This is a genomic window from Streptomyces sp. NPDC048506, from assembly GCF_040651315.1.
In the GTDB taxonomy this organism is placed as follows: domain Bacteria; phylum Actinomycetota; class Actinomycetes; order Streptomycetales; family Streptomycetaceae; genus Streptomyces.
In genome coordinates this window covers 49,886-68,065 of sequence record NZ_JBEZIX010000037.1, presented here as the reverse complement: position 1 = coordinate 68,065, position 18,180 = coordinate 49,886, and the positions used below count along the sequence as shown (strand labels likewise).

1 protein-coding gene (running past one end of the window) is annotated in these 18,180 nt (G+C 74.7%); it reads right to left on the bottom strand.

All coding sequences use genetic code 11. From position 1 onward, the window contains the following. Nucleotides 1-18,180 carry the 5' portion of an SDR family NAD(P)-dependent oxidoreductase gene (locus tag AB0C96_RS27605; protein ID WP_362920883.1) on the bottom strand. Its footprint begins 5,334 nt before the window's first position, so 18,180 of the gene's 23,514 nt are visible here — the first part of the coding sequence; the start codon lies at nucleotides 18,178-18,180; its stop codon lies off the left edge, out of view.

The window sequence follows — 18,180 nt, the reverse complement described above, 5'->3', positions numbered from 1 at the left end:
GTGCGCGAGAGCGTGCTCCAGCAGGCGCTCCACCTGGGCGCGGCGTGTGGCGTCGTCCTGTCCGGACAGCAGGATCAGCCAGCCCGGCCGCGGGGCGTGTCCGGCGGTCTCCGTGGCGGGGGCCTGTTCGATCACCGCGTGCGCATTGGTACCGGCCGCGCCGAAGGAGCTGACAGCGGCGCGGCGCGGACCGTTCTCCGGTGCCGGCCACGGGCGCAGACGGGTGTTGACGTAGAACGGGCTGCCCTCCAGCGCGATGGCCGGGTTGCTGCGGCGGTAGTGCAGCGACGGCGGCAGCTGTGCGTGGTCGAGCGCCAGCAGCACCTTGATGACTCCGGCCACGCCCGCGGCGAACTGGGTGTGCCCGAGGTTGGTCTTGACCGACCCCAGGGCGCAGCCGCCTTCCGGGGCGTCACCGAACGCGGCGCGCAGCGCCTCGAATTCGATGGGGTCGCCCAGCGGGGTGCCGGTGCCGTGCGCCTCGATCAGCTGGATGCCGGCGGGGTCGACACCGGCGCGGTCGTAGACGCTGCGCAGCAGGCGTTCCTGCGACCGGGCACTGGGCGCGGTGAGCCCGTTGGTCGTTCCGTCCTGGTTCACGCCCGACCCGCGGATCACTCCGTGGATGCGGTCGCCGTCGCGCAGCGCGTCGGCCAGGCGCTTGAGGACGACCACCCCGGCGCCCTCGCCCGGCACGAAGCCGTCGGCGCGCTCGTCGAAGGTGTGGCACCGTCCGCGGGCGGACAGCATGTTGGCGCGCACGGCGGACCGGTAGAAGATCGGCGTGGACTGGATGAACACGCCGCCCGCCAGCGCCATCGAGGTGTTGCCCTGGTGGAGGTCCTGGCACGCCTGGTGGATGGCCACCAGCGAGCTGGAGCAGGCCGTGTCCACCGACAGTGCGGGCCCCTGGAGGTCGAGGAAGTAGGAGATCCGCGAGGCGATGACCGAGGAGATGTTGCCCCACAGCGTCTGCGGCGGCGCGTCGTCCCCGATCAGCTGCTGGTAGTCGCTGGGCGAGCCGCCGACGTAGACGCCGCAGCCGCGGCCGTCGAGCCGTTCACCGGCGTAGCCCGCGTCCTCCAGTGCGTGCCAGCACTCCTCCAGGAAGATGCGCTGCTGGGGATCGGTGCAGGTCGCCTCCTTGCCGGACATGCGGAAGAACCAGGCGTCGAAGCGCTCGATGTCGTCCACGAAGCTTCCGTACTGGCGCGGCGCGTCGGCACCCAGTGCGTCGCGCAGGTCCCAGCGGGTGACCTCGCCGACCAGGTCGTCGCCCGCGGCGAGGTGCGCCCACAGGGTCCTGGCGTCGGGCGAGCCCGCGAAGCGGGCGGCGATGCCGACCACCGCGATGCCGTCGTCGGCGGGTCCGTTCGCGATCGGTGCGGGGGTGGTGGGTACAGAGGCCACGGACCGGGGTGCCGCCGGCTCGCTCACCGCGACCGCGGTGGCGTCGTCGGCCGGCGCGTCGCCGTGGGGGGCGGGCACCGTCCCGGTGGCCCGCTCCGGCGCTCCGCCGGCCTCGCCCACAGCCTCGCGCAGCACGCCGGACGACCGCAACCGGTCGCCGTACCGGTCGAGCAGATGGTCCGTCAGACGGTGCAGCGAGCTGTGCTCGAACAGCGCGGTGCTGGCGAGGTCGACGCCGAGAGCGCCGTTCACGGCCTCGACGAGCTTGACGCTCAGGATCGAGTCCACGCCCATGTCGGAGAACGACGCCTGCGGATCGATCTCGTCGGGCTCCATCACCAGCACACCGCACACCTCGGTCAGCAGGCGGTCGCCGACCAGGTACCGCAGCGTCGGTGCGTCGGTCTCCGCGCTCCGCGGCGCGGGGGCCGGGTCGGCGGGCGCCGGCGGCGGGGAGGCGAGGGCGGATACGGGCGGCGGGGCGGAGAGGACGGGTGCGGTCGTCGCCACCCAGTAGCTCTTGCGCTGGAAGGGGTAGGTCGGCAGCGGCGTACGGCGCACGTCGAGACCGGAGAACAGCGGCGCGAGGTCCACCGTGGCGCCGTCGAGGTACCGGTCCCGCGCGCTGTCCAGCACGGCATCACCGCTCCGGTCGCCGGCACCGGCCGGCTCGTCCGCGAGCCAGGCCGTCAGCCGGCGCAGCAGCGCCTCGCGGCTGCCCGCGACGAACGCGGCGCGGTGGGCGAAGTGGTCCCGGCCGACGGCCAGCGTGTAGCTGACGTCCCCCAGTGCGGCGCCGGGGGTGCCGCGCAGGTGCGCCAGGAGGTCCTCGGCGCGCCGGCGCAGCGCCTCCGGCTGCTGGGCGGAGAGCACGAACAGCAGCTCGCCCGCCGCCTCCCGGCGCTCACCGCGGTCGGGGGCGTCCTCGACGACGAGGTGCCCGTTGGTGCCGCTGAAGCCGAAGGCGCTCAGGGCCGCCATGCGCCTGCCCTCGCCGTTCGGCTGCCAGGTCCGCAGCTCGGTGTTCACGTGGAACGGGCTGCCGGCGAGCCGGATCGCGGGGTTGGCTTCGTGGAAGTGGAGCGAGGGCGGGATCTGCCCGTGGCGCAGGGAGAGCACGATCTTCAGGAGGCCCGCCACGCCCGCCGCGGAGGTGGTGTGGCCGAGGTTGGTCTTGAGGGAGCCGAGCGCGCAGGAGCCGGGGCCGCCGGCCGGGCCGAACGCGTCGACCAGTGCCCGGCATTCGATGGGGTCGCCCAGCTGGGTGCCGGTGCCGTGCGCCTCGACCAGGCCGATGCCGGCGGGGTCGATGCCGAAGTCGGCGTGGACCTGACGGATGAGCCGCTCCTGCGACAGTGCGCTCGGTGCGGTGATGCCGTTGGTCGCCCCGTCCTGGTTGATCGCCGAACCGCGGATCACCGCGTGGATGTGGTCGCCGTCGGCCAGGGCGTCGGACAGCCGCCGGAGCACCACCACGCCCACGCCCTCGCCGGGGACGAATCCGTCGGCCCGGGCGTCGAAGGTGTGGCACCGGCCCGTGGGCGACAACATCCCGCCCCGGCCGGCCGCCAGGTAGGTCTCCGGCGTGGTCTGCACGCTGACCCCGCCGGCGATGGCCAGCTCCGTCTCGCCGCTCCACAGTCCCTGGCAGGCGAGGTGGACGGCGACCAGCGAGCTGGAGCAGGCCGTGTCGACCGCGATGGCGGGGCCCTGGAGGTTCAGGTGGTAGGCGATGCGCGCCGGGACGACCGAGGGTGCGTTGCCCCACGCGGCCTGGGCGGGCGGTGCGCCCTCGAACCAGCGGGGGTAGTCGCCGCCGGTGCAGCCGACGTAGACCCCGCACCGGCGGCCGTCCAGCGCGGAGCCGGCGTATCCGGCGTCCTCGATGGCCGCCCATGCCTGTTCGAGGAACAGCCGCTGCTGCGGGTCGGTGTAGGTCGCTTCGAGGCCGGTGAGGTTGAAGAAGCGGGCGTCGAACCGGTCGATGCCGTCGAGGAAGCTGCCCGTGCGGCAGGAGAGCTCGTCCCGGCCGTAGCCGGAGAGGTCCCACCGTTCGACCGGGCCGACCAGGTCGTGGCCGGCGGCCAGGTGCTGCCACAGCGCGTCGACGTCGTCCGACTGCGCGAAGCGGCCGCTGATGCCGACGATGGCGATGGGCTCGCGCCCTGCGGGGCGAGGAGTCGCTGCGGCCGCGTCGGAAGTCGTGGTCCGCACGGCGGAGGCCGGCACGGCAGGCGGCGGGGCGGCGGGTGACGAGGTAGCAGGCGACGCGGAGTTGGGCCTCGGGGTGGCAGGCGGTGCAGCTGCGGGGGCGGCCGGCACTGCGGGCGCGGGCAGGTGCGGCCGGTGGCGGTCGACGATGTGCGCTGCGAGCTGTGCCACGCTGCGGTAGTCGAAGATCACCGTGGTCAGCAGGTCGAGCCGCAGCTCTTCGTTGAGGCGCTGGACGAACCGGGCGCCGACGAGGGAGTCGAGGCCGTAGTCGGCGAACGCCTGGCCCGGATCTATCCGGTCGGCGGACATCCGCAGCGCATCGGCGAGCTCCGCCAGCACCACGTCGGCCACCGTACGTGCCGGGTCCGGTGCCGGAGCCACGGCGGGCGCGGGAGCCGGCGCCGAGGGCGCGTCGAACGCCCGGGCCGGACGGTCGTCCAGGGCCGGTGCGTCGGCCGGCGGCCGGGGGCTGCGGGACAGGCCGTCGCTGTGGGCCACCACGACCTGCTGCCCCAACGACAGGGCGTCCCCGGCGGGTTGGCCGATGTCGGTGAAGCCCTCCTGTTCCAGCACCAGGCGCCAGGCCGCCGGCGACAGCGCGGGGCTGCCCGGCACGCGCAGCTCGGCGTCGTCGTAGAGCCACCATCCGTCGAGCAGACCGAAGGTGAGGTGGTTGACCAGGTAGAAGCCGCTGATCTCGTTCAGCGCCAACAGGCCGTTGCCGCGCAGCAGCGCCTTGGCGTGCCGGAGGGCCGGGCGGATGTTGTCCGTGGCGTGCAGCACATTGGCCGCGATCACCACGTCGAACGCGCCGGTGTCGAGCCCCTGGCCGTGCGGGGGCCGGCTCACGTCGAAGAGACGGTACGTCAGATGGCCGTGGTGCGGCCCGAACGTGTCCTCGGCGTTCTGGAGGAACGCCGGCGACAGGTCGGTGAAGCAGTACTCGGCCGGTTCCAGTCCCTCGCGGGCCAGGCGGTCGAGCACCGGGCCGGTGGTGCCGCCGGTCCCGGCGCCGATCTCCAACACCCTTAGGCCGGCGCCTGGTTCGGCGTCCCGGCGGGCCCGCAGGAACGCCGCGACGCGGTCGGCCAGCACCACGTTGAAGTGTTCGGCCACCCGGTTGTCCCGGTAGACGCCCTCCACGAGGGAGAACGAGCCCTGGGGGAAGAGCACGTCGGTGGCGCGCGTGCGGCCGCAAAGGATGTCGGTGAGCGCGGGCAGGGTCGTGTCCAGCAGCGTCAGCGGTGCACGCAGATCGGGGTTGGCCGCGGCCCACCGGTCCCGCTGCCCGGCCCAGTCGGCGCGGTATGCCTCGGCGTCCTGTGCCGCCGGGCTGTCGCTGCTCCAGCGGCCCTGGTCGTCGACCATTCCGTGCTCGGCCAGGGTGCGCAGGGTGGCCGAGAGCCAGCCGTCGAACCGCGCGTCGATGCGCTGCCGGTCCTTCCACCGGGCCAGGCCCCGGCGCGGCTCGTCGAGACCGGCGCGGCGCAGCTCGGCGACGAGGCGGCGGCGGAGGAACCCATCGATCTCCCCCGGCACCGGGCCGGCCCGGTGGGCGGCGAGGGCCGCGGGCAGGGGCACGGCCGCGGGGCCGACCGGCGCCGCCGCACCGTGCGGGTGCGGGGTCAGGGTCTGGCCGGTCAGCACCCCCTCGACGGGCAACGGCCGGCCGAGGCGCATAAAGCCGATCTGGTGGAGCGGGCCGGCCAGCAGGCGCTCCAGTGCACCCATCGCCGTGGCCGGGGCGATCGGGGCCAGTCCCATCGAGGTCACGTCGCGCAGCAGCGGTTCGGGCACGTTGCCCCAGTAGCCCCAGTTGACGACCTTGACCGGGCAGTCCAGCGCGGTGCGCAGCGCGTCGGCGTGGGCGTCCTCGAAGGCGCAGGCCGCCGAGTAGTGCGCCTGGTCCGGGTTGCGGATGAAGCTCACCAGCGACGAGATCAGCAGGACGAAGTCCAGGTCGCGGCCGGCGAAGACGTCGGCGAAGTGCGCGCACGGGTCGACCTTGGCCCCCAGCGTGGCCTCCAGCTCCTGCTCGGTCATCCGCGCGAGCGGCGTGTGGCTGAAGACCATCGCCAGGTGCACCACGCCGTCGATGCGGCCGTGGCGGCGGACGACCTCGTCCCGCATGCCGGCGAGTGCGTCGGGGTCGGAGGCATCGGCGGAGAGGTAGACCGGTGTGCGCCCGCCCGCGGCGATCTGTTCCGCCTTGGTCCGGATGGCTTCGTCCTCGGCGCGCCGGCCGACCCACACGACGCGTGCGTCGTACCGGCGGACGAGGTGTTCGCTGAGCAGCACGCCGAGGTCACCGGCGCCGCCGATGAGGACGTAGACGCCGCCGCGCCGCAGCACGGGTCCGGCCGGGGCCGGGGTGGGGTCCACCGGCAGGAGCTGCCGGCGCAGCCACTGGCCGCCACGTCGTGCGAGCGGGTGGGCACGCCGGTCGGCGGGCAGCGCGAAGACCTCCTCCACCACGAACGGCTCGTCGTCGGCGAGGTCCACCGCGCGGATGCGCCACTGCGGCTGTTCCTTGGCCAGCCCGCCGATCAGACCGTGCAGGCTCGCCTGCGCCGCATCCACCGGGCCGGAGGCGCCCGCGTCGAAGGCGCCGCGGGTCACGAGGGTGAGCCCCAGCCGCTCTTCGTGCCGGCCCAGGGCCGTCAGTGCCTTCAGGACGCGGAACATCCGCCGGATCGCACCGCGCTGCACGCCGATCCGCGCCGCGGTGTCGTGCGCGGCGGGGGTCGGGAACTCCATGACGACGTGGTCGAACCCGCCCACCGCGGCCAGTTGGTCGCGGACCTCGTCGACGGACGCCGCGCCGGTGTCCAGCACCGTCGCCTGCGGGTGACGGGCCGTCAGCTCCGCCAGCGCCTCCGGGGCGAGGCCGATCGCCACCACACGGGCCGACCCGGACGGATAGGGGGTGCCCCGCAGCAGCCGCGCGGGTTCCCAGACCGGGTGCAGGGTGAGGTCACCGGCGGGGAGCTGGTGGGAGCCCACCGGCTGGGCGGACGCGGTGTCAGGAGCGGTGGACGCCGCGGCGGGGCGGGGCGGCACCACCGGGGGCGGCGGCGCCACAGGGGGCTGCGCCGCGGGGAGCGGCGCGACGGGCCGCGCCGGGGGTTCGGACCAGGCCTCGGCCGCCATGTGCTGGGGCGGTGCGGGGAGTTCGGGCAGTCCGTCGGTGTACCAGTAGCGCTCCCGGGCGAAGGGATAACCCGGCAGCCCGACCTTCCGCGGCCGGGGGCCATCGGCGTGCAGACGGCTCCAGTCCACGGCGAGGCCGGTCGTCCAGGCCTCGGCCAGCGGGGCCAGCTTTCCGCGCCGCGCCCAGCGCACGACGGTCTCCTGGAAGTCCTCGTCGCGGAGGAAGTCCTTGACCGCACCGCCGCGGTCGCCACCGGAGTTCAGGAACGCACCCGCGGGCAGCCCGCCGCCGCGCGCACAGGCGTCGAACGCCTCGATGAGCGCGGGCAGTTCGGTGACCACCACGGCGAGCCGTGCGGCCATCGCCTCCCGGCCGGTCTGCAACGTGTAGGCGATGTCGCCCAGGTCGCCGCTGCTCCACCGTCCGGTCCGCAGTGCGTCGCGCAGCCGCCCGGCGGTCTCGCGCAGGCGCTCCTCGTCGAACGCGGACAGCACCGCCACCACGGGCCCGGCGCGGTGCCCGGCTGCCTCGGGCCTCCTGGCCACCTCGGTGCGCTCCTCGGTGTGCTCCTCGACGTACTCCTCGACCAGGACGTGCGCGTTGGCACCGCCCGCGCCGAAGGAGGAGAGACCGCCGAGCCGGGGGCGACCGCCGGTCCTCGGCCAGGGTGCGGCCGCACGTTGCAGCACGAACGGGCTGTCGGCGAAGTCGATGTTCGGGTTGGTGCGTTCGGCGTGCAGGGACGGCACGAGGGTGCCGTGCCGCAGTTGCAGCAGCAGTTTGGTGAGGCCGGCGATGCCCGCGGCCGACTCCAGGTGGCCGATGTTGGACTTCGCCGAGCCGAGGGAGCAGAAGTTGCGGGCGTCGGTGAACTCGGCGAAGGCCGCCGTCAATCCGGCGACCTCGATCGGGTCGCCCAGCGCGGTGCCGGTGCCGTGCGCCTCGATGCAGCCGATGTCCCGGGGGTCCACCCCGGACCGGCGCCACGCACTGCGGATGACCGCGGCCTGCGCCAGCGGGTTGGGCACGGTGAATCCGTGCGTGTGCCCGCCGTGGTTCAGCGCACTGCCGCGGATCACCCCGAGGATGCGGTCGCCGTCGGCGACCGCGTCGGCGAGCGGGCGCAGCAACACCGCGCCGACGCCCTCGCCGGGCACATAGCCGTCGCCGCCCTCGCCGAAGCTGCGGCAGCGGCCGTCGCCGGAGGCGAACTGCCCCTCACCGATCATCAGGTACTTGGCCGGGTGCAGCGACAGGTTGATCCCGCCGGCCAGGGCCGCGCCGCACTCCCCGCGCCGGAGCGCCTCGCACGCGAGGTGGATCGCGGACAGCGCCGAGGCGCACATGGTGTCGACGGTGAGGCTCGGGCCGCTCGCGTCGAAGAAGTACGAGACGCGGTTCGCGATGGACGCGAGGCTGCCCGGGACGACGATCGGCTCGCCACGCACGCTGTACTCGGCACCGTACAGCTGGTACTCGGAGTACATCGCGCCCACGAACACCCCGATGTCACCGGCGTCCTCGGCCACCCGGGTTCGGGCGACCGCGCGCAGGGCGTCGCGGGTGTAGCCGGCGTCCTCCAGCGTGTGGTGGGCGCACTGGAGGAAGAGCCGCTCCTGCGGGTCCATCGTCGAGGCGGCCTTCGGCGAGATGCCGAAGAACAGCGGGTCGAACTCGTCGACTCCGTCGAGGAAGCCGCCCCACTTGCTGTAGGTCCTGCCCGCCACGCCGCGGCGCGCATCGTAGTAGCGGGCGTGGTCCCAGCGGTCACCCGGGATCTCGGTGATGCTGTCGCGCCCGGCGAGCAGGTTGTCCCAGTAGGCCTCCAGGTCGGGCGCGCCGGGGTAGCGACCGGCCATGCCGACGATCGCGATGGGCATCTGCTGCTCCGCGGGGGCGTCGTGCGCCGGCTGTGCGGTGACGGCGGCGGTACGGACGCCGGGGCGGGACGCCGCGGTGGAGGCCGGGGCCTCGGTGGAGGGCTCCGGGGTGTCGGGCGGCTCAGGCGCGGTGGCGGTGGCGGTGGCAGTGGCAGTGGCAGTGGCCGACGCGGAACCGTGGTCCGGCAACCCGACCAGTTTCGCGAGGGCTTCGGGCTGGGTGCGCAGGAAGTGCCGCACCAGGCCGTCGACCGTCCGCACCTCGAAGAACAGCGTGCTGCCGACGTTGTCGAGGCCCTGGCGGACCGCCTCGGTCAGTTGGACGACCAGGATCGAGTCGATGCCGTAGCGGTCGAAGGGCACATCGGCCCGGATGTCGGAGACCGGCAGTTGCAAGGTCTCCGCGACCAGGGTGCGGAAGTGGTCGCGGGCCAGGTCCGCCAGCAGATCGTCGTCGCGCGCGCCGCCGGCGGCGGCAGTGGCCGGAGCGGCCGTCGGGACGGACGACGGGGCGAGTGTCGAGGCGGGTGTCGGTGCGGGCGGTTGCGGCTCGGTGGACGGACGCCCGGCCTCGGGGAGGGCTCCGCGGAAGGCGGACACACCGTCGGGGCGCGGCTGACGGATCGCGCCGTCGCTCTCGGCGACGATCACCTGCTGGCCGAGGTGGTCGGCGCCCTCGGCGGCGACGAACGCCCCGCGGAAGCCGGTCTCGCCGAGCACCCGCCGCCAGCTCTCCGGCGCGAGGCCGGGAGAACCGGCGATGCGCGGCGCCGGGTCGTCGTAGAGCCACCAGCCGTCCAGCAGGCCGAACGTCAGATGGCTGAAGAGGATGTTGTCGCTCAACTCGTTGAGCAGCAGCAGGGCGTTGGGGCGGGCGGCGGCCTTGGCGTTGCGCAGCGTCCTGCGGATGTTGCGGGTCGCGTGCAGCACGTTGGTGGCGATCACCACGTCGTACTCGCCGGGGGTCACCTGCTGGCCGGCGAGCGGCTGCTCGGCGTCGAAGAGCCGCGGGTCCAGGTACGGCGCGATCTCGGCGTACTCCCGCCTCGCGTGCAGCAGGAACGCCTTGGAGATGTCGGTGTAGCTGTACTGCTCGATGTGTTCGGCCCACGGCCGCAGCCTGCGGAACACGGTGGCGCTGGTGCCGCCGGTGCCCGCGCCGATCTCCAGGATGCGCAGGCGTGCGGACGGATCGTCGGCCAGCCGGCGTTCGAGGTAGCCGACGAGGGTGTCGGCGAGCACGTCGTTGAAGTAGTCGGCGACCGGGTTGTTCTTGTAGACGCCCTCGACCAGTTCGAGGGAGGCGTTCGGGAACATCACGTCGGTGGCCGGGCGGCGGCCGGTGAGGATGGCGGGCAGCGCGCGCAGCGTGGTGTCGACGAGGACGGCCTGCGGGCGCTTGGCCGCATCGGCCAGCCACGGCTGCCGCTCCCGGTCCCAGTCCGCCCAGGCGTCGTCGAGGGGTGCGGCGCGGGTGTCGAGGGCCGCGAACCGGTCGTCCCCCTCGCGGCGCAGGAGGCCGGCGTCGGCCAGCACGATGAGGGTGTGCGCCGTCCAGCGCTGGTAGCGGTCCTCGATGCCGCCGGCGGCGCGCCACTCGGCGGCGGTGGCCGCGCGGCCGTCACGGAAGAGCCCCAGTGACCGAAGCAGCGCCCAGGTGATCCGTACGAGCGCGTCGTGCATGACCGCGGCGTGCCCGCCGGCCTCGGCGCGCAGGCGCTCGATCTCCGCGCGCCGGTCGGGCCGGTCCGCGCGCACGGCCGTGATGAGCGAGGGAGCGGAGGTGGCCGGGTGGGTGATCGCGTCGTCGTCGTAGATCCCGTCGATGCTCCGGGGGTCGGTGGCCTTGAGCAGTGCGAGCTGCCGGTAGGGGGAGGCCAGCAGCGCGTCGAACGCCGCCATGCCCTCGTCCGGTTCGATCGAGCCCAGGCCCAGCCGGGCCATCCGCTGTCGGTAGCCGTCGGCGGTGACGGCGCCGACGCCGGCCCAGTAGCCCCAGTTCATCACCTTGACCGGGCAGTCGAGCCGGGTGGACAGGTGCTCGGCGAAGGCGTCGGCGAAGGTGCAGCCGGCCGCGTAGTTGGCCTGCCCGGGTGCCTTGAAGAAGGCCTGCATCGAGGAGAAGAACGCGACGAACTCCAGCGGCTGGCCGGCGAAGGCGTCGGCGAGGTTCACCGCAACGTCCGCCTTGGCCGCGTAGGTCGCGCGGAAGCCGTCCTCGTCCATGCGGGCGAGGGTGCGGTCACCGAGGACGATCGCGGTGTGCAGGACGCCGCGCACGGGTCCGTGCCGCCGCACGATCTCGTCGCGGGCGCGGCGCAGGTCGTCCGGGTCGGTCGCGTCGGCCTGAATGTAGTCCGGCTTCGGGCCGTACGCCGCGAGGGCGTCCTGCCGGGCGGCGATGGCGGCGTCCAGCGGCCGACGGCCGATCCAGACCACCCTGGCCCCGTGACGGTACATCATGTGCTTTGTCCACACGGCGCCGATGCCGCCGGCGCCGCCGATGGCCACGATGACGCCGTCGCCCGCGGGCGGGGCGGTCGCGGTGGCCGGCCCGGACAGCTCCAGCAGGCGTTGCCGGTACCACTCGCCGCGCCGGTGGGCCAGCGGCTCGCCGCGGGGGTCGGCGGGCAGCGCCAGCAGCGCCGGCCACGGCACCAGGGCGCCGGCCTCGACGTCGGCCACCCGTACGCGCCAGTGCGGGTACTCCTTGGCGAGGGTGCCGCAGAGGCCGTGCACACCGGCCTGGGCCGGGTCGGCGCCGGTGTCCCCCGGCAGCAGGCGAGCCTGCCGGGTGACCACGGTCAGCCCGAGTTCACGGGCGTCGGCGCCGCCCGCCAGGAGCGCCTTGACCAGGCGGAAGACGGCGAGCGTGGCCTGGCAGGACTCCGCCCGCGACGCTGCGGGGTCGGCTGCCGGAGCGAGCCAGAAGACGTGGTCGGCGTCGGCGGGCAGCCGCGCGGCCAGGTGGTCGGCCGACTCGTCGTCGTGGGCGTCCAGGACGACGGCGTCGGGGTGGTGGCGGCGCAGTGCGGCCTGTTCGCCGGCGCTGCCGCCGATCAGCACGACGCGGGCCTGCGGGTGGGGCCGGCGCGGGGCGGCGTCCGCGGGCAGGGCGTCCCACACCGGTGCCAGCAGCGTCGCACGCGGGGCGTCGCCGACGGCGGGTGCGGTCAGGTGGCGGAAGGAGCAGCCGCGCAGGCTCACGGCGGGCCGTCCGTCGTCGTCGTAGAGGTCGATGTCCACTTTGGTCACGTTCCGGTCGGCCGCGGGGGCGTAGCCCTCGGTGTGGCGCAGATGGGCCCACATGCGCGCGGTGGTGGGGGCGAGGACGTCGACGGCGTCCAGCGCGAACGGCAGCGACGGGGCGCCCGGCCGTTCGGCCAGAGTGCCGGTGGCGTCGCCGTGGAGCCCGACGACGGCCTGGACGGCGCTGTCGAGCATCGCCGGATGCAGGACGAACCCGCCGTCCGGGGTGCCGCCGGGCAGCACGAGGCGTGCCAGGACCTCGCCGTCGCCGACGGCCAGCGTGTCGATGGCGCGCAGCCGGTCGCCGTGGCGGATGCCGACGCCGTCCAGGGCGTCGCGGCACTGCCGCCCCGACAGGGTGCGCCGCCCGCAACGGGCCCGCAGCGCCGCCAGCGGCTCCGGCGCCGGCCGGCCGGGCGGGACCAGGCGGCCCTGGGCGTGCACGGCCGAGTCGTCGCGCAGCACGCGGAAGGCGTCGCCGTCGAGGTCGACGCGCAGTTCGGCGCCGCGCTCCCCGACGGGGAACGGCTCGGGCCAGACGACGTCGCGCAGGCCGAGCGGTGCGAAGGAGTCGCCGGTGGCGGCCCGGCACGCGACTTCCAGCGACAGCACGCCGGGCAGCACCGCCCGGCCGGCGACGTGGTGGTCGGCCAGGAAGAACTCCTCGCCGCTGAGCCGGATCCGGTACGCGGCCGGGTCGGTCTCCCCTTCTGCCGCCGAGCCCGCGGCGGCCTGCGGGGCCGGGGCACCGGTCCAGTAGCGCTGCCGCTCGAACGGGTAGGTGGGCAGCGGCACTTGACGGCGCGAGGCGGTCGGGAAGCTCTCGGTGAACCGGTCGGCCTCGCCGCGGACGTAGGCGTCGGCCAGTGCGGCCGGCGTCAGGGCCCGCCCGCCGTCGCCGGGGCGCGGGTCCGCGGTGGTCTCCCCTTGTGCCACCGCGTCATCGGGCATGCCGCTCAGCCAGGCACGCAGACGGGCCGTCAGCTCCGGCAGTCCGGCGGCGACGACGGCCAGCCGGTGCGCGAAGTGGTTGCGCCCCGCGGCCAGGCTGTAGGCGACGGCTCCGGCGGGCAGGCCGGGTTCGCGCTCCAGGTGGGTCAGCAGCCGCTCGACCACGGCGCGCAGGGCGGCCGTGGTGCGTGCCGACAGCAGGAAGGCGTGTGCTCCGCCCGTTTCGGCGGGCCGGGGGGCGGGGTCCTGCGGGTACTCCTCCAGCACCACATGCGCGTTGGTGCCGCTGGCCCCGAACGAGCTGACCGCCGCCCGGCGCGGGCCGCGGGCGGGCGCCGGCCACGGCTGCGCGGTGGTGGTGACGGTGAACGGGCTGCCGTCGAGCGCGACGGCCCGGTTGGCCGCGCGGAAGTGCAGGGACGGCGGGATCTGACGGTGCTCCAGGGCCAGCAGCGCCTTGATGACGCCCGCGATGCCGGCGGCGAACTGCGTGTGGCCCAGGTTGGTCTTGATCGAGCCGAGGATGGCGCTCGCGGCCGGGGCACCCTCGAACGCGCGGGTGAGGGCGCGGAATTCGATCGGGTCGCCCAGCTGGGTGCCCGTGCCGTGTGCCTCGACGAGCTGGATGCCGCCGGGCCGGACGCCGCATCCGGCGTGGACCTCGCGCAGCAGCTGCTCCTGCGACGCCGCGCTGGGGGCGGTGATGCCGTTGGTGGTGCCGTCCTGGTTGATGCCCGACCCGCGGACGATGCCGTAGACGTGGTCGCCGTCGCGGCGGGCGTCGGCGAGCCGCTTGAGGACGACCGCGCCCGCGCCCTCACCGGGTACGAAGCCGTCGGCCCGGCTGTCGAAGCTGTGGCAGCGGCCGTTGGCCGAGAGCATGCCCGCGCGGGACGCCGACTCGTACAACCGCGGGGTGGTCTGGATGAAGACTCCGCCGGCGATCGCCATGTCCGCGGTGCCGGCGCGCAGGTCGCGGCAGGCCAGGTGCAGCGAGACCAGCGAGCTGGAGCAGGAGGTGTCGACGGTGAGGGCCGGGCCCGTGAGGTCGAGGTGGTAGGCGATCCGGGAGGCGACGACCGAGCCCATGGTGCCCCACAGCGCCTGAGCGGGCGGGTTGGCGTCGAGCTGGTCGTGGTAGTCCCCGCTGTAGCAGCCGACGTACACCCCGCAGTTGCGGTTGCGCAGGCGTTCCCCGGTGTAGCCGGCGTCCTCCAGTGCGTTCCAGCACTGTTCCAGGAAGATCCGCTGCTGTGGGTCCATGGTGGTCGCCTCGACCCCGGAGATCGCGAAGAACACCGGGTCGAACCGGTCGATGTCGCGGACGAAGCTGCCGGAGCGGCAGGTGACGTCCGGGCCGAGCGGCCAGCGGGTCACCGGTTCGACGAGGTCGTCGCCGGCCATCAGGTGGTCCCACAGGGCGCGCGGGTCCTCGGCGTCGGAGTAGCGGGCGGCCATCCCGACCACGGCGACCGCGGCGTCCGTCGCCGGGTCGGCGGACGGCCCGGTCTCGGGGGACGCCTGGGGCGCCGGGGACGTCTGGGGGCGTGGCGCGGCGCCGTGGGCACCCGCGATGAACGCGTGCAGGCGCTCGACGGAGCCGTGATCGAACAGGTCTGTCGTCTCCAGCTCGGTGCCCAGGGCGGTGTTGAGCGTGTGCACCAGGTGCACGCCGAGGATGGAGTCCAGCCCGTAGTCCGCGAACGGGCGGCGACGCTCGATCTCGGCGACCGGCATCTGGAGGGCCTCGCCCAGTGCGTCGAGCAGGACGCGCTCGACGTCCTCGGCCGCGGGGGCGGCGGCCTGCGGCGCGGGGGCGGCGGCCGGCTGCTCGTTCGTGGCCGGACCGAACCAGAAGTGCCGGCCCGCGAAGGGATATCCGGGCAGGTGCACACGCGCGGGCGCGTCCTGGCCGGGGTGCAGGCGGGTCCAGTCCAGCGGCATGCCCTTGGCCCAGAACGCGGCCAACTCGCTCCACTCGCCCGCCGCGATCCACCGGTCGGCGAGCTCGCGCAGCTCGTCCTTCTCCGCCAGCGCGGCCAGCGTCTCCCGGGTGACCTTCACCTGGCCCCGGTACCAGGGGCCCTCGGCCGGTGGACCGGCGAGGAAGCCGAGCAGCTGTTCCCGCCACTGCTCGGGGGTCTCGGCGACGAAGCACAGCCGCTCGTCCATCGCCTCGCGGCCGGTCTGGAGCGTGGCCGCGACGGCGGGTAGGTCCACGTGGCCGGTGGCCTGGAGCCAGGAGGCGAGTCGGTCGACCCGGGCGTGCAGGTCCTCGGGGGTGCGGGCGGACACCGGCAGCAGCACCGGGCGGTCGGGGGTGGCCGGTGCGGTCGGCGTGCCGGAGGTGCCCTGGTACTCGGCGACGATGACATGGGCATTGGCTCCGCCCGCGCCGAAGGAGGAGATCCCGGCCGTGCGCGGTCCGCCGCCCTCGGGCCGCGGCCAGGGGGCCGCGGAGGTCTGGAGGGCGAACGGGGTGGCCGCGAGGTCGATGTCCGGGTTGGGCTGCTCGGCGTGCAAGGTGGGGACGAGCTCGCGGTGCCGCAGTTGCAGGACCACCTTGGTCAGGCCCGCGATGCCGGCGGCGGCTTCGAGGTGGCCGATGTTGGACTTGACCGATCCGAGGGCGCACCCCCCGGAGCCCACGGCATCGGGGGCGAAGGCCTGCGTCAGACCGTCGATCTCGACGGGGTCGCCGAGCCGGGTGCCGGTGCCGTGCGCCTCGATGCAGCCGACGTCGGCCGCGGACACACCGGCGTGGTCCAGCGCCTCACGGATCAGCGCGGCCTGCGCCCGCGGGTTGGGCACGGTGTAGCCGTTGGTGCGCCCGCCGTGGTTGATGGCGGACCCGAGGACGACCGCGTGGATCGGGTCGCCGTCGGCCTCGGCCCGGGACAGCGGTTTCAGCAGCACCGCGCCCACGCCCTCGCCGGGCAGGAACCCGTCTCCGCCGGCACCGAAGCTGCGGCAGTGCCCGTCGCCGGCGAGCATCCGGGAGCGGCACAGTTCGACATAGGTGGAGGGGTGCAGGTAGAGGTTCACCCCGCCGGCTACGGCCAGTTCGCAGGCGCCGTGCCGCAGGTGCTCGCAGGCCTCGTGGATGGCGGTCAGGGACGCCGAGCACATGGTGTCGACCGGCATGCTCGGGCCGCGCAGGTCCAGCAGGTAGGACACGCGGTTGGCCAGCGACCCGAACGACGTGCGCGGTGCGGGCGGTAGCCCGTCCGTCGCCGGCGGCCGGTTGCGGTCGAAGCCGGTCTTGGTGATCCCGGCGAAGACGCCGACCCGCGAGCCGTGCTGCTCGGCGAGCCGCTGCCGCGTGTAGCCGGCGTCCTCCAGCACCGACCACGCAGTCTCGACGAAGAGCCGCTCCTGCGGGTCCATGTCGGCCGCGTCGCGCGGTGCGATGCCGAAGAAGGCGGCGTCGAACCGGGCGAAGTCATCGAGGAACGCGCCCCACTTGCTGTAACTGGCGCCCTGTTGCACGGCGCGCTGGGCGTCCGGTTCGTAGAAGCCGTCCAGGGACCACCGCTCGGCGGGGATCTCGCGGACGCTCTCGCGGCCCGCGCGCAGGTTCTCCCAGAACGCCTCCAGCGTCGGCGCCTCGGGGTAGCGCCCGCTCAGGCCGATGATGGCGATGGGCTCGTCCGCGGCGGCCGGCCGTCGCGGCGTCACCAACTCGACGGCGGAACGCGGCGGTTCGGGGCGCGTCGCCGGTGCCGCGGTGGTAAGGGGTGCCTGGCCGGTGGCGGGTGGCGCGGCGACGGGCGGAGCCTGCGTCGGGGCGGATGCCCCGGCCCGGGCCGCCGGGTCGCCGAGCCAGCGGTGGCAGCCGTCGGCGTGCTGCTCCACCAGGTGGCCGGCGAGCTCGTTCAGCGTCGGGTACTGGTAGAGCAGCGTCTTGGGCAGGGCGCCGAACCACCGCGCGAAGCGGCGGTTGAGCCGGGTGACGGCCAGCGAGTCGATCCCGAAGCCGTCCAGCGGCGCGGCGGCGTCCAGCCGGGCCGGGTCCAGCCGCACCGTCTCGGCCACCAGCTCCTTCAACCGGGGCAGCAGCCGCGCCCGGAGGTCCTGCGACCGCGTCGCTCCGTCGCCCACGTCGCTGTCCACGTCGCTGTCCTCGTCCTCCGTGTCCATGACCATGAGGTGTGGTGTGCCGAGCGCCAGCGCGCCGTGCAGCGCACGCAGCGCGGTGTCCGTGCCCAGGGGGCGGCCGAAGCGTGCGGTGAGCGCGGGCACCTCCTCGGCCGGGACGCTCATGCCGCCCTCGCGCCACAGCGGCCAGCCGATCGAGACGCTGAGGCCGTGCCGCTCGCCCGCGGCGGCCAGTGCGGCGCGGTGGGTCTGGTAGGCGTCGAGGAAGCCGTTCGCGGCCGCGTAGCCGGCCTGCCCGGCGTTGCCGAGCGTGCCCGCGCCGGAGGAGAACGCCGCCAGGAAGTCCAACGGCAGGTCCCCGGTGGCCTCGTCGAGGTTGACCAGCCCTGCGACCTTGGGCGCCAGGACCCGTTGGGCGTCCTGGTGGGACGCGCGGATCAGATAGCCGTCGTTGATCGCGCCCGCCGCGTGCACGACGCCGTCGAGCCGGCCGTACCGGTGCACGATGTCGCTGACCAGCGCCGCCACGGCAGCGACGTCGGTGACGTCCACCCGGTGGTACTCGGCCCCCGGGCCGGCCTCACCCGCTGCGGAGCGTCCGCAGGCCACGATCCGGGCACCGGGGGCGTGCCGCGCGACGTCGGCGGCGAGCAGCCGCCCGACGCCACCCGCTCCCCCGCTGATCAGGTAGACGCCGTCGGCCCTCCACACCGGGGCCGCCACCGCCCGCGGGGCCGCGACCCAGTCGCGGACCTGGCGGCGGCCCCCCGTGTAGCGCAGGTGGTCCTGCCGCTGCCCCGACTCCGCCCGCAGCAGCTCGGCGAGTTCCTCGCCCGAAGGCCACCGGGTGAACTCGATCAGCTGACCGCGCAGTCCGGGGTCCTCCTGCGCGGCCGTGCGCAGCATGCCGATCAGACCGGCGTAGCCGTACGGCGTGCCTTCCCGGCAGACGACCTGGACACCGCGCGGGCCGCCGGACGGCAGGTGCAGCAGTCGCTGGAGCTCGCCCAGCAGCCGCGTCGCCGCGTGCTCATAGGCCGCGACGGGGCCGTCGGTGCGGCTCTCCACCTCGGCGAGGGACACGCGCGGCAGGTGCCGACGCAGGGCGGCCGCGGCCCCGTCGGGGGCGTCGCACAGCACGACCAGCCGCCGGTCGGGTGCCGATGCGGACTGCCCTCGCAGGGGTTCGTCGCGCCACATCGGCACGCGAAGGATGTCTCTGCTCAC